The 13,957-nt window shown below is 58.1% G+C and carries 13 protein-coding genes; 4 read left to right on the top strand and 9 right to left on the bottom strand.

All coding sequences use genetic code 11. The features are described 5' to 3' along the window. Window positions 1-288: 288 nt before the first annotated feature. Window positions 289-2,676 carry a TonB-dependent receptor plug domain-containing protein gene (locus ATI02_RS30785; protein WP_100848273.1) on the top strand — a complete coding sequence of 796 codons (2,388 nt, stop codon included), beginning with the start codon at window positions 289-291 and terminating at the stop codon, window positions 2,674-2,676. A 154-nt stretch (window positions 2,677-2,830) separates the two neighbouring features. On the opposite strand, the gene ATI02_RS30790 is transcribed toward ATI02_RS30785, so the two are convergent. The 6 genes from ATI02_RS30790 to ATI02_RS30815 form a co-directional block, all read right to left on the bottom strand. Continuing rightward, window positions 2,831-3,292 (bottom strand): DUF3574 domain-containing protein, encoded by a 462-nt coding sequence (locus ATI02_RS30790; RefSeq protein ID WP_100848274.1) that lies wholly within the window; start codon window positions 3,290-3,292, stop codon window positions 2,831-2,833. Window positions 3,293-3,400: 108 nt separating this feature from the next. Continuing rightward, window positions 3,401-5,782: a DUF3772 domain-containing protein gene (locus tag ATI02_RS30795; RefSeq protein WP_100848275.1), complete on the bottom strand. Its 2,382-nt coding sequence runs from the start codon at window positions 5,780-5,782 to the stop codon at window positions 3,401-3,403. A gap of 71 nt (window positions 5,783-5,853) precedes the next feature. Then, the gene (locus tag ATI02_RS30800; protein WP_100848276.1) at window positions 5,854-6,312 is read right to left on the bottom strand and encodes a metallophosphoesterase family protein; all 459 of its coding nucleotides are present in this window, start codon (window positions 6,310-6,312) and stop codon (window positions 5,854-5,856) included. Window positions 6,313-6,503: 191 nt separating this feature from the next. Next, window positions 6,504-7,751 carry an IS256 family transposase gene (locus tag ATI02_RS30805; protein WP_095191982.1) on the bottom strand — a complete coding sequence of 416 codons (1,248 nt, stop codon included), beginning with the start codon at window positions 7,749-7,751 and terminating at the stop codon, window positions 6,504-6,506. 58 nt (window positions 7,752-7,809) lie between these two features. After that, the gene (locus ATI02_RS30810; RefSeq protein ID WP_100848277.1) at window positions 7,810-8,082 is read right to left on the bottom strand and encodes a hypothetical protein; all 273 of its coding nucleotides are present in this window, start codon (window positions 8,080-8,082) and stop codon (window positions 7,810-7,812) included. A gap of 84 nt (window positions 8,083-8,166) precedes the next feature. Continuing rightward, a protein-coding gene (locus ATI02_RS30815; RefSeq protein ID WP_100846148.1) for an IS3 family transposase occupies window positions 8,167-9,329 on the bottom strand; the annotation gives its coding sequence in 2 pieces (ribosomal slippage) (window positions 8,167-9,074 and window positions 9,074-9,329; 1,164 coding nt in all). A 245-nt stretch (window positions 9,330-9,574) separates the two neighbouring features. Here ATI02_RS30815 and ATI02_RS32210 point away from each other — a divergent pair. Next, complete coding sequence (locus ATI02_RS32210) at window positions 9,575-9,763, top strand: hypothetical protein (RefSeq protein ID WP_157815160.1); 189 nt, start codon at window positions 9,575-9,577, stop codon at window positions 9,761-9,763. A gap of 30 nt (window positions 9,764-9,793) precedes the next feature. Here the strand turns inward: ATI02_RS32210 and ATI02_RS30820 are convergent, their stop codons facing one another. Together ATI02_RS30820 and ATI02_RS30825 are read right to left on the bottom strand one after the other, a co-directional pair. Further along, complete coding sequence (locus tag ATI02_RS30820; protein ID WP_100845584.1) at window positions 9,794-11,167, bottom strand: transposase; 1,374 nt, start codon at window positions 11,165-11,167, stop codon at window positions 9,794-9,796. Between the two features lie 160 nt (window positions 11,168-11,327). Beyond that, entirely contained in the window at window positions 11,328-11,690 is a 363-nt protein-coding gene (locus ATI02_RS30825) for a DUF6124 family protein (protein ID WP_100848278.1), read from the bottom strand. Window positions 11,691-12,204: 514 nt separating this feature from the next. Between ATI02_RS30825 and ATI02_RS30830 the strand changes: the two genes are divergently transcribed. Together ATI02_RS30830 and ATI02_RS30835 are read left to right on the top strand one after the other, a co-directional pair. Next, window positions 12,205-12,921 (top strand): SAM-dependent methyltransferase, encoded by a 717-nt coding sequence (locus ATI02_RS30830; protein WP_100848279.1) that lies wholly within the window; start codon window positions 12,205-12,207, stop codon window positions 12,919-12,921. Between the two features lie 95 nt (window positions 12,922-13,016). Then, complete coding sequence (locus ATI02_RS30835; RefSeq protein ID WP_238156239.1) at window positions 13,017-13,439, top strand: hypothetical protein; 423 nt, start codon at window positions 13,017-13,019, stop codon at window positions 13,437-13,439. A gap of 42 nt (window positions 13,440-13,481) precedes the next feature. Here ATI02_RS30835 and ATI02_RS30840 read toward each other — a convergent pair whose 3' ends face one another. Next, complete coding sequence (locus ATI02_RS30840) at window positions 13,482-13,937, bottom strand: VOC family protein (RefSeq protein WP_100848280.1); 456 nt, start codon at window positions 13,935-13,937, stop codon at window positions 13,482-13,484. Between the last annotated feature and the right edge of the window lie 20 nt (window positions 13,938-13,957).

Below are 13,957 nucleotides of genomic sequence, written 5' to 3' on the forward strand. Positions count from 1 at the left end.
TAAAGTGTTGGTCCAGCAACACTTGTGTTGAACTAAAAACACTCCTTTAGAGCGATCTAACCTAAGTGTTATTGGTTCTTTTGCGAAAGCCATCCGCTCCTCTAGCATCGGGCTTCAAGGGGAAAATATTCACTCTGGGGGGTACTGCGCTTCACCGCTATTTAACGTTTCAACAGCCTTCGCTGCCTTCCGCTATCTAAAACTACAGCAGACATTGCCGCGCTTTGATTGCCGACGACTTATTGCCGGTAACGGCCGGGTATTAGCTGCGATTCAAGGAGCTGTTACATGCATTACCGTTCCCGTTCATTACTGGCCGCTGCAGTTGTCAGTGCAATCTGGCAACTACCCGCAAAAGCCGAAGATACTTCCACTAGCGTCGAAAACGAATCCCGACTGGGCACTGTTCTGGTCACCGGTACGCGCGGTACTTCGCGCACGGTGCTGGACTCCCCCGTGCCGGTGGATGTGCTGACCGCCGAAGACCTGAAAACTGCCGGCGCGGCTGACGGCGAACTGGGCGCGGCGTTGCAGACATTGCTGCCATCCTTCAGCCTGCCGCGCCAATCCAACTCCGGCGGCGCTGACCATATCCGCGCCGCACAACTGCGCGGCATGAGCCCGGATCAGGTGCTGGTGCTGGTCAACGGCAAGCGCCGCCACACGTCGGCGGTGGTCAACGACTCTTCGAAAATCGGACGCGGCACCGCACCGGTAGACTTCAATTCGATCCCCATCAGCGCGATCAAACGCATCGAGGTGCTGCGTGACGGCGCGGGTGCGCAGTACGGCTCTGACGCGATTGCCGGGGTGATCAACATCATCCTAGACGACGCCCCGGAAGGCGGCGAAGTGTCCACCAGTTATGGCGCGTTTCACACCCGTCAGGACGCCATCGGCAAGACCACCACCGACGGCCAGAACAGCGTGACCACCGCCAAGCTCGGCACGCACCTGGGCGAGGAGGGCGGCTTCATTCGCGGTGGTACCGAGTACAAGGATCGCAACCCGACCAACCGTGCAGGCTTCGACGGTTTCGCCGACACACCCGGCCAGCGCAACTACGTGATGGGCGACGGCCTGGCGCGGGACGTCAACCTGTGGTTCAACAGCGAGCTGCCGCTGACCGGCGGCAAGGCCTACAGTTTCGGCACCTATAACCAGCGCCATACCACGGGCGCCGCGTTCTATCGTTACCCCTACGAACAACCGCAGTTCTATCCCAACGGTTACTTGCCACAATCGCTGGGTGACAACCAGGACATCTCGGCCACCGCCGGTTTCAAAGGCTTGATCGGCGATGAGTGGGATTTCGACAGCAGCATCACCCATGGCCGCAACCGCTTCGAATCGTCAACCCGACGCACCCTCAACGTCAGCCTCGGTGAAGACTCGCCGACGAAGTTCGACACCGGCGAATACGAGTTGCGCCAGACCACCAGCAACCTCGATTTCAGCCGCGAGCTGCGCCTCGGCGAGCGCTCGTTTGTCCTCGCGGTCGGCGGTGAGTATCGCTATGAGAACTACCTGACCTATGCCGGCGACGAGGCGTCCTACATCGGCTCCGGAGCGGATGGCGCCAACGGTCTGCGCCCGAGCGAAGAGTCGGATCTGGATCGCAACGTGTTCGGCACATACGCCGAATTGTCGGGCGACGTCACCGACCGCTTCTTCGTCGACGCCGCCACCCGTTGGGAACATTACGACGACGCCGGCAGCAAACTCACCGGCAAGCTCAGTGGTCGCTATAAACTCACCGAGCAATGGGCGCTGCGCGGCGCGGTGTCGAACAACTTCCGCGCGCCGTCGCTGGCGCAGAGTGGTTTCCAGAACACCACCAGCAACTTCGGTGATGGCGGCACGCTGACCGACATCCGCGTGCTCTCGGTCAACGACCCGATCGCACGCGCCCTTGGTGCAGAAAAACTCGACCCGGAAACCTCGAAAAACTTCAGCCTCGGCCTGACCTTCCAGTTGAACGATCGCTTTGATGCCTCGCTCGACGTCTTCCGCATCGACGTCAAAGACCGCATTACGCTGTCCCAGCGCATCGGCAGCGACGCCCTGGAAACCTTCATCAACGATAACTACGGCGTCGCCGGCGTCCATGACGTCAACTTCTTCACCAACGCCGCCGACACCAGCACCCACGGCGCCGAATTGGTGCTCAACTACCACCAGCCGTTCTACGAAGGACAACTGGGCCTGACCACCGCGTACACCTACAACCACACCAAAGTCACCAGCACCAAAGGCACACCGTCGCAACTGACTGCACTGGGGATCGGCAACGATGCGCTGGTCGGCGTTGAGGAAACCAACACGTTGACCGACGCCGCGCCGAAGGATCGCTTCATCTTTTCCGCGAACTGGGCGAGTGAACACTGGGGCCTGCTTGGCCGTTTGACTCGCCAGGGCGAAACCACGCGGGTGTTTGATTTCGGCGATTCGCAACCGGAGCAAACCTACGGCGCGGTGTGGCAACTGGACGCCGAAGTGACCTACAAATTCACCCCGAAATTCAATGTCGCCGTGGGCGGCAACAACCTCACCGACAATTACCCGGAGCGCTCGGGCTCGGCCATCAACTACGGCGGCAACCTGCCGTATGACGTGCTGTCGCCGATCGGCACCAACGGCGCGTACTACTACGCCCGCGCGACCTATGGGTTCTGAAAAAGGGCAGGGGCCGGGCCGGCATCTGCCGGTGTTTGATCACGCTGGGTAGGGTGATCACCACCGACATCCTGAAAACCGCGCCGACCGTGGCGCTCAACGTCGGGCCCTCTCTCCAGCCCTCTCCCAGCGAGAGAGCTGGAGAGAAGGGCTCTTAAAAAGACACCGCTGCCGGTTGCGAAAGACGCAACACCGACAAATCCCCGGTAATCCGCTTGTACGCCAACCTAATCGCCTCAATGCTGCCCTCATTCTTCGCGCTGTTCTCATGCAAGACCACAATCACCTTGGTGCTCAGCCGCTCAGGCTCTTTAGCCCCATGGTCCTTCCACTGCCCATACGCATCGAAAACAGTGAACCCGTCGGGAAAGCGCGGCGTGACTTCCTTATCGAGGAACTCGCGCCAGCGCGCAGGGCTGACCGCCCCTTCCTTGCCATCCAGCGAACCCACCGAAAAGTACAACTCGGTACGCGTCCACTGCGCCTGCGCCGGGCGCGTGGCGTCGCCTTGCAGGGTTGAGCTGACGGGATCCTTGGTATGCACGGAAACGGGCGGGGGCGTGGCACAACCGGCGACTGCAACGAACAGTGCCGCCAGTAAAAGACGTTGAGGCATGTAACTTCCTTATTGGACGTAGAGGTGGCGTCCTGAGTATAAGGTCGCTTTCTGACTGGCAATAAAGACCTAAAAAGCAGGCTGATAGGCGCTTGCGGAATAACCCTCTCATGCAGCCGGCGGCGTCGCCAAGGCAATCCCCGCTGCGCCCAAACGCTTGAGAATCTCGAACAGCAGATCACTCTTGGTCACCCCGACAATCCTTGGGCTGCCCACATATCCCGTGATGGTCAGCGTAATCCCCTCCGGCGACAATTTGCTGAAGCGCACAAACGACGCCGGTTTATCGAGGATGCTTTCGTTCTCTCGATACGTGTTGAGCAGCAGGTCTTTCACCTCTTCGGGATCGATATCCAGCGGGAACACCAACTCAAGCGACGCCACCCCCTGAGCACTGCCGCCCAGGGTGACGTTGCGCAGGTTCTGCGAGATCAGTTGTGAGTTGGGCACGATCACGATCGAGCGGTCGCTGAGCTGGATCTCCGTGGCGCGCACGTTGATCCGCCGGATATCGCCCTCGACGCCGCTGATGCTGATCAAGTCGCCGACCTTTACCGGTCGCTCCGTCAACAGAATCAGGCCCGAGACGAAGTTCTTTACGATCTCCTGCAAACCAAAACCGATCCCCACCGACAGCGCACTGACGATCCACGCCAGATTGGTCCACTGCACGCCCAGCGACGACAGCGTCAGCAGAATCACCGCCGCATAACCGATATTGGAAAACAGCGTGCTCAACGACGCGCACATGCCCGGATCCATATCGGTCTTGGGCAGAAACTCATTGTCGAGCCAGCGGCTCAAGGCGCGGATCAGGTAGATGCCGATCAACAACGCCAGCACCGCGTTGAGCACATGCCCAGGCACGATGTTCAACTTGCGCAACCCGGCGCCGCCGAGGATCGCCATGATGTTGCTTAGTAACTGGCCGAACGTGGTGCCGATACCGCCGACAAACAGCGCAATCACCGCCAGCAGCATCAGCCCGGCGCGACTGAAACCGGACAGCAGAATCGAGATCTGATCCAGCCGCCGATCACCGATCCCCAGCAGCTGCTTGAGCGCCTTGCCGCTCGAATGTTTGGGCGAAAACACATACTCGCAGCCATCCTTGATGACCTGGATCAGCAAGTAAAAACCCGACAACACAATGTAGCCCCACACCACCTCATAAGTGATAAACCGCGCCAGCGACACATAACCCGTGAGCAGCGCAATCGTTGAAACAAACATCGAAACGCTGACGACGGTGTAAATCACCCCGGCAAACGTGTTGCCTGCCGCCGAGGGATCGTTGGCCGCGATCAGCGCCTTGCGCACTTTGCTGACGCGCAGCAGCATCGTCACGATGATCGCCATGACCACCATCGCGATCACGCCACGCCCGGCCAGCACAATCTGACTGCTCATGCCGGTGGCGTTGCTGACTTGCACCAGTGTCACCAACACCAGTAGCGCGCCGGAGATAATGCGCGGGTAGGGCTCCAGCGCGAGCGCCACCGGATCGGCAATCGCCGGCAGCCGCCACGACGGATGCTTGGTCGACAGCAGCGCACGGCTCAGCCCGGTGATCAGCACACAGGCATACACAACCTTTTCAAACTCTTGGGAAAACGTCTCCAGCATCGGCGGCAACGGCGCATGCCGAGTGCAGGCATAGAACAGGATTTGCAGGGCAATCCCCGTGGTGACAATGGTCGCCAGCGCAGAAGCTGCCGCCAACGCACTGCGCCGCACACGCCCCTCCGGCATGCGATGTATACACAGCCACGTCAACCCACGCTCCGCCAAACGCCGCCCGAACGTCCAGATCGCCAGCGCCAACAACAGCAGCACGCTGGTAAAAAAACGCTGCCCCGGCGCCCAAACCGTGGCCCACGTGTTGCCCACCTGACCGATAAAAAAGCTCAACCGCTGCCGATCATCCTGCCGAGGCTTGACCAGCGGTGACCAGAAATCCGGGCTCAACATACTGTTGGTGCGCAGCGTCAGCTCACTCTCCAGCAACGTGCGCCGAATCCCCGCAATCTGCGTAATCAGGTCCGCCGCACTTTGTTTCAACGCCGCCAGATTCTTCAGCGTCGTATCCACCTTGTTCTTTTGCTCTGCCAACAACGCCCGCTGCGCGACGATATCCGCCTGCTCCGACGCCACCCCCGTATCCGGGGCCGCCCCTAATACCCCTAGCTGCACCGCCAGTTGCGCCTGCTGCGGCAACAACGACGCCGACAACCGATCGACATCCAGAATGAACGCCTGCACCCGATCCTGCGGCCCTTCGAGCTGGTTGTAATTATTCGCCGACGAGATCTGTTGCTTGAGCCCGTCGAGGCGCAGTTGCAGGCCTTGCAGGTCACTTTGACTGATCACCGGCAGCGGCGCGGCCGCCGCCTGCGAAGGCGCCGGCAGATCCGCCGCCCACAGCGAAGAACCGCCAGGAATCAGCAGCGTGAGCGCGATAAACAACAGCGACTTCAATGTGTTGCGCATGGACGGACGGGCTCGAATTGATCACACAGTCTATGAGGTTAGGTGATCAAAGCGCCGCAAGAGGAAAAGTTTCAGGGCAGCAGGTGGATTAGCTGGGGTTCCAGCGCGTCAGGGGTGACGTCGAGCAAAGCCAGCGTGACCGGCAGTTTGAAACGCCGGCGGCCGGCGCTGCCGGGGTTGAGGTACAGACGATCACCGCGCCATTCGATCAGCGGTTTGTGGGAGTGACCGGTGATGATGAGTTTGACGGTGCTGCTGAGCAGGGCCGGGACGTCGGCGATGTCGTGGGTGAGCAGGGTTGGCCAACCGTTCAGCGTGAGGGCGAGGTGATCGGGGAGGGTGGCGGCCCAGGGAAGGTGCAGGTCGTTGTTGCCGCGTACGGCGTGGGTGGGGGCGATTTGGGAAAGTTGCTCCAGGATTTCGCAGCTGCCGATATCACCGGCGTGGAGGATGAGGTCGACGCCCTGGATCGCGGTCAGGGCTTCGGGGCGGAGGAGGCCGTGGGTGTCGGAGATGATGGCGGTTTTCATGGGGGGAGATTAGCAGGGAATGAGGGGCTGCTTTCGGCCGATTCTGTTGAAAAAGTCCACCTTGGTTTCCATGGCAGAAAAGTACGCGTCTGAGATTGAAATCCTCACTTTTGGCTGAGGCTTCCGGGCTCGAGAGTGTCAGATTTTTTGTGTGCGGGCCGGTAATGGCCTGCCGTCAGGCAGGCCGGGTTTTACCAGGTCGGCCTGATAAATCGATCTCCGTACAGAATCGCAAATTGGTTCATCGCACTCTTCCAGTCATGAGCCGCCGAGCCCCAGTTTGCCGTGATGTTACGCAGCCCAAGCCAGATCAGCTTGGTCGCTGCGTCATCCGTCGGGAAGTGGCCCCGGGTCTTGATGATCTTGCGTAGCTGAGCGTTGATGCTTTCGATAGCGTTGGTCGTATAGATCACTTTTCGAATGGCAGGCGGGAAGACAAAAAATGGAATCACTCGATCCCAGGCTCGTCTCCAGGCCGCCACCACCGTTGGGTATTGCTTACCCCAAGGGCCATTTTCAAAGGCATCCAGTGCTTCCTCAGCCGCTTCTGCGTTGATGGCTTGATAGATCGGTTTTAGCGCCTTGGCCAGCTCACGGCGCTTGTCCCACGCCGCGTAATCGAGGCTGTTGCGGATCAAGTGGACGATGCATGTTTGCAGCGTTGTTGCCGGAAATACTGCGCTTAGCGCCTCTGGCATGCCTTTGAGACCGTCAGTCACGGCGATCAGCACGTCCTCTACGCCGCGGGTCTTGAGGTCGTTGAAGACCTTCATCCAGAACTTCGCACCCTCGGTGTTTTCGATCCAGATACCAAGAATATCGCGCGTTCCATCGGGTAAAACACCCAGCGCCAAGTAAATCGCCTTGTTGCGGACAAGGCCTTCTTCTCGGATCTTGACCCGCAGCGCATCGAAGAAAATGACTGGGTACATCGGCTCAAGCGGTCGCTGTTGCCACGCACCAATTTCCTCCATCACCTCGTGCGTGACTGAGCTGATGAAGTCATGGGAAACGTCCGTCCCGTATTGCTCAGAGAGGAAAGCGCGGATTTCTCGAACGGTCATGCCTCGGGCATACATGGCGATGATCTTGTCATCAAAACCGGTGTAACGCCGCTCATGCTTGGGGATCAGAATGGGGGCAAAACTGCCATCCCGATCACGGGGAATCTCCAGCCGCAGCGGGCCATCCCCCGTCAAAATCGTCTTGCCCGTTTTGCCATTGCGCTGGTTGGTTTCATCCTCTGGGCGCTGCGCGCCCGGCGGATACCCCAGGTGGTGACCGAGCTCGGCACTCAATGCTCGCTCAATCAAGGCCTTCTTGAAGGCCGCAGAAGCGTCTTCAATAGCCTCTGCGGTAATCAGCCCCTCACCGAACTCTTCGAGCAGCTCCTTGGGGATTTTTGGTAGGTCACGCAGGGGTTTCTTTTTGGTTGGCATACATGCACCTCTTACTCATGTTATGCCCGAACACAAAATTTCTGACACCCCCCCGGGCTCAGATTTCACGTAGCAACGTGCAAAAGTTGCATTTTCCCCGGTCAATATCCGGGCAGTTGAGAGGAGCGACTTTTTCAACACAATCGGCCAGAAGCAGACATTTGCGATTTCTTTCATGGGCCCCAGCATCAACTTCGTGGTCAGCGACCATGCCGAACTGCATCGTCTCTGGTTCTTTCAACACAAGATTCAATTCCACCACGTTGACGAGGCTTCCGCTGAGTTTAACGGATAAAGGCACGCGGGCCAGCTTCAGTTTTGTCAGTTCCATATCCGGCACTTCCGTATATCGCTTCGCAGGTAGAGGTGTCGCAGTGGGCGCGACGGCTCGGAGTAGGTGGTGTACTTGTAGTGGTCAACTAATCCCGGACACGACGTTAAGTTTTTTCTCGGCCTGAGCTGGGGCCAGTCCGTTGTTGAATTGGTGCGGTCTAATCCAGTTGTACCGATGCATCAGGTAATGACTGATGTCGCGGTGCGCTTCTTGAGCTGTCATGTAGCCCACGGTCGGTATCCATTCAGTTTTCAAGCTGCGAAACACACGCTCCATCGGCGCGTTATCCCAGCAGTTTCCACGACGGCTCATGCTTTGGCGCATGCGGTAACGCCAGAGCCGTTGGCGAAACTGGCGACTGCCATATTGCGAGCCCTGATCCGAGTGAAACAGAAGCCCTTGAGGCCTGCCACGCTGTTCGTAAGCCATGTCCAACGCCTTGATGACCAGATCCGCATCCGGCTTGTTCGACAGCGCCCAGCCCACCACTCGGCGCGCGTAAAGATCCATAACGACAGCCAGGTAATGCCATTTCCCTTGAGCCCAGATGTAGGTGATGTCGCCACACCAGACCTGATTCGGCGCCGGCACATCAAACTCTCGATTCAATATGTTCGGAATGTCAGGCCGCTCAACCGTCGCTTGTTTGTAGGCATGTGATCCAGGTTGTTTACTGACCAACTCCAGTTCCCGCATCAGGCCTCGCACCTTGAACCGCCCAATTTGCTCGCCGTCTTCCTGCATCATCGACACGATGCTGCGGCTACCGGCGGCGCTTCGACTTTGCGTAAACAGTTCGTTAACCAGGCTGCGCAACCGAAGCCGCTCAACGTCTGGAGTTCGGCGCCTGAGACGATGGGCGTAGTAACACGAACGAGTGACGTCAAAGACTGCGCAAAGCCAATCAACCGGCTCTTGGGGGCTCAGTTGATCAATCAGCGCGTGCGCTCGTGCTCTTCCGACATCAAGAGCGCGGTAGCCTTTTTTAAAATGGATTTCTCCCGCTCAAGTCGAGCGATTCGAGCTTCCAATTCCTGGATTTTCTGTTGCTCTGGCGTCAGCGCTTTACTCTGCGGAGTAACGCCAGTGCGCTCCTGCTGAAGCTGATTAACCCAGCGGCGCAACGCGGACTCAACCACACCAAGCGAGCGGCTGGCTTCGATATGGCTATAGCCTTGATCGAGCACGAGGCCTGCGGCCTCGCGTTTGAATTCAGCGGAAAAAGAACGACGTTGTTTGGTCATCAGACACCTCTATCTGGCGAGCATTCTCGCCTAAATGGGTGTCCGGTTTCATTAGACCACTACAGCGTCAGCCATCACTAAAGACGGCGACAGTTCTATCAGAAAGAAAAAGCCTCTGGCCTAGAAACTTATCCTCCTGGCAAGAATGCCAAGCCTAATCGGTAGGGCAATCTAAGGCCCCAGCTTCGCTGTGGGGTATTTCGCCAAGCTGCACCGGTGTTTGTGTGGTCACTCACTGATTTTCGATGCTCACTTTGATGCCTGCTTGGCCGGAAGGTACCGCTCTCAAGCGTCCGCTATTGGCCGATTCTGTTGAAAAAGTCGGATTTTCAAATGGCCTGAACTCAGGCACGACCACCACCGGAGAACCTACTCACCACATTGAGTGGTTTTTCGGCCCTTCGGTGACCTTTGCTGCTCTGTTATTGGGTTAATTTGAGGTTTTTTGCTTGGTGCAGGCGCACCTATCCCGTGACTGGTGGCCCTTGAGATGAAAATTTGGCCAGCCGTCGCAGGTTCTGCACCGCAGCGGCCAGCGTGAATTCATCCGTCGCGCCACTCATGCCACGTAGCCGCAGGCGATCCAATTTCAGGATGCGCTTGAGGTGGGCAAACAACATTTCGACCTTTTTACGTTCGTGGCGAGAGCGCTGATATGCCGGCGTTGCTGCAATGCGCCGAGCCACATCGCGAGCGGCTTCATGGACGCTGCGAGCGATCTTGCGGAACGCAGTGTTCGGGCAGCACTTGGCTTTCATCGGACACGTAGCGCAATCGGTCTGCCGGGATCGGAAGATGATGGTGTTGGCTTTGGTGACGTGTGAACGCTCGTTTTTGAAGGCTCGCCATTCGCTGCGCAATGGGTTGCCGGCTGGGCAGCGGTATTCCTCGGCCTCTTCATTCCAGTGGAAATCGTTACTCGAAAAGCTGTCGTTCTTGCGCTCAGTTTTGTCCCACACCGGCACATGCGGCTCGATGTCTTTTTCCTCCACCATCCAGGCCAGCATCGGCGCGGTACCGTAAGCGGTGTCGCCAATGAGGCGTTCCGGCTTGATGTCGAACAGCGCTTCGACCCGTTCGATCATCGTCTTGGTGCTCTCGACTTCTGCGGTTCGATGAGCCGGTGTGGGTTCCACATCCATGATCACGCCGTGCTCGGTATCGATCAGATAATTCGTGGAGTAAGCGTAGAAAGCTGGGCCGCCTGGAGCAGCGGTCCAACGGGCCTGAGGATCCGTCAGCGACAGGCGCTTCGGTAGCGTTTCGGCCAGAGCCTCTTCATCGAGCGCCTCAAGATACTCACGCACGGCGCGAGTGGTCAGGGATGGATCGCTCCAGTTGACCTGTTCATCTCCCGGTACGCCGCGCTGCCGACTCGCATCCGCCTTGATGATGCTGGCGTCCACGGCAAAGCCTTCACCTTTGACCAAGCCTGCGTCCATGCAACGACGCAGCACTTCATTGAACAACCAGCGAAACAGATCACTGTCCCGAAAACGGCCGTGTCGATTTTTGGAAAAGGTCGAGTGGTTGGGCACTTCATCTTCAAGGCTCAACCGGCAGAACCAGCGATACGCCAGGTTCAAATGGGCCTCTTCGCACAACCGTCGTTCGGAGCGGATGCCATAGCAGTAGCCGACGATCAGCATGCGGATCATCAGTTCAGGATCAATCGACGGACGTCCAATCGGGCTATAGAAATCGGCGAGGTAATGGCGCAGGTCACTCAGATCGAGACACTGATCAATGCTGCGCAGAAGATGATTGGCTGGGATGTGATCTTCAAGGTTGAACGAGTAAAACAGCCGCTCCTGCCCACTCGATAACTGTCCCATCATGCTCTGTGATCCCCCGCCGGCCAATGAAGCAATTTTGCCGCAGGTCAGACAGGGGAGCTACTTTTTCAACAGAATCGGCCGAAAGCGAACGGCTGTCAAGGTCAAAAAAACGGCCGTGCTCAGTGGCGACAAGCGATCCGTCGCCACTGAGCGGGAGGGACTACTGGACTACATCAACCCTATCCAAAGCCCGATTCACCGCCAATTCCCCAAGCATCACCACCTGCGCAATGCCCAGCAAAGTCTTGCGAATCGACCCATCTACATGCCCGGCAACATCCCCGAGCATGACACTCGCCGAGGACAGTGATTCGCAGGCATTCGCCAGCAACGACTCGACGTCTGTCTCTGGATTAACCGAAAACATCGTGCTGGGTTTATACGGCGCAGCACTGATCGCTGCCGCAGGTTTGAGGTAATGGTCGAGCGCGCGTTCTGCCGCGTCGTGGAATTTCCTGGAATCGGCTGATTCGTACGGGGAGGCCGGGTCGGTTTCCGGCGGGTTTGGCGTTATTTTGCACATTTCTTCTTTTTCCTGTTGTGTGGCCGCCGCTCCGAGCTACTAAACAGGGGGTGGCAGCTGTACGCAGGTTAGTAGACCGGGGAAAAGAAGAAAGCCGGCGCGCCCGAGGGCGCCCTACGCACAGCCGCCATCAATTGCAGGTATGCAAATACCTGACTGAGGGGAGCTTGTGCACTTTCATTTACCACGGGCTACTAAACCCGATCACTGGGAATCAGTGACAGGAATCAAGTTACCGATGGCCCTCCAGGCGCACAAGCCGGCGGATTCTGGCGTAGTCGTAGGCAACGACGCAAGGTGTTGTAGCCTCGATGGCGTAACGCGAGGTGTCTTTTAAACGCCAGGGCAAATGCTGTTAAACATACCGGCCGAAACGTTGATGACATCCGAGAAACTACGCCCGATAACCGCGCTAAATCCGCATTCCCCAAAGGAATGCCCCACATAAAATCTATGCATTTTTCTTATCCAGCTCCCCGGCGTACCTTGCTGCAAAGACAAGGAGAATCGCCCATTGAACTCATCCGCCGCCAACCCCGCCGATAAATTCGACACCTCCCGCGCCAACGAATACGCCAGGCAAAGCCGCATCGCTCTGGCCGGTTATGACGCTTGTCACGATCTGGCGGCATGTATGTTGGCTGCCAGTCTCGGCCAGTCGCGCTCGGCAAAAATACTGGTCGTCGGTGCTGGCGGCACCGCGCAGGAAATCATCGCAATGGCCGCGCTGGAGCCGGGTTGGCGGTTCACGGCGGTTGATCCTTCCGAGCCGATGCTGCAGGCGGCGACGCAGTCATTGCAGGCTAACGGATTGCTCGACAGAACCGAGGTGCGCCTTGGGCACGTTGATGACTTGCCAGCTGACGAGTTATTCGATGCGGCAACGTTGATTGGAGTGCTTCACCATCTGAATGGCGACGGGCCGAAGAGCGATATTCTGCGATCGATTCAGGCTCGCCTGAAGCCGGGTGCGCCGCTGATCGTCGCGGGCAATCACTACGCTTATGCCAGCCAACCGTTATTGCTGGCGGCATGGGGGCAGCGCTGGCGGCAGCAGGGCGCCAGTGCGGACGAGGTGGAGGCCAAGCTTGGCAAGATTCTTCAGGGCGCCGATCCGCCGCATTCCGAGGCGGCGGTTCAGGCGTTGTTGCATGAGGCCGGGTTTGGTGATGCGACGCGGTTTTTCAGCAGTCTGTTCTGGGGGGCGTGGCTGACGTGTAAAGCGCTCTGAGCCAAAATTGCCCAGCGCTGCATTTTTACTCTGATCTATAGTCACTTGGGTCGGCCATCAGCCCGGCCAATGCCACCCGCGAAGGAGCGCGCGACTTGATCACTCGACTGCAAGCTCTCAAGTTGATTCAGATAGCCGTCGCACTGCCGGCCTACACCGTGCCCGCAACCACCACGATCGGTTTTACGCTCTGGGCCGTGATAACGCTGCCGATCAATCTGTTCACCGGGCAATTTTCATCAGCGTGGCTATGGGTGTTTCTGGGCGTGACGCTGCTGTCGTTTTCGCAATGGGCCTGCTGGAGCATTTTTGCTGACGGGCTGGAGGATGATCCCCCCGTCCGACATCTGCCGCTGCTCTTGCTGGGTATGTTGATTACGTTGCTCATGGGGGCCGTCGCCTGGATTACCTTTCACGCAAGCCTTGGCGGGTTGATGTGTGGCTCACAGGGGATCGCAGCCTGCCTGCTTCTGGTCATCAATTTGATACGGAAGAAATCGAGTTCGTTTGAACCGTGAAACACGCTGCAGACGATGCTTTGACGGCTGTCCAGCCATCACTCAAGCAAACGCACCCGCGATAAACGCTTCCAGCGACTTCTCTTCCAGAATTTCGATAGAGAAGTGACCGAAGCGTTTGGGCAACCAGATAATCCGTGTCCCGGAAGGGGATTGCAGGTGTTGGCGGGTCAAGGGATTGCCATTTTCATCTTCGGGCTGCACGCCGGCGATCAGCAGGTCGTCATAAGCCTTTTCGATGTCCGGTGTTGTGTAGCAGTGACGGTAAATCATGCCTTCGCCGACGGTATCGAGCAGCGTCTTCAAGTTGCCTTCAAGCGGTTGCACCAGCATGAAACGCTCTTGCCCGATCATCGCGACCGCATAGCGCACATGCAGGCCGCCGCGTTGCCATATCTGGGTTTTGGAGATGTTGGCGTTGAGGATCTGTGCGTAGTAGACACATGCGTCCTCGAGATGGTTGACCAGCACATCGACGTGACTGAACTTCAGATCCATTGAATGCCTCCCGCCGATGC

The sequence above is a fragment of the Pseudomonas baetica genome, from assembly GCF_002813455.1.
Classification (GTDB): domain Bacteria; phylum Pseudomonadota; class Gammaproteobacteria; order Pseudomonadales; family Pseudomonadaceae; genus Aquipseudomonas; species Aquipseudomonas baetica.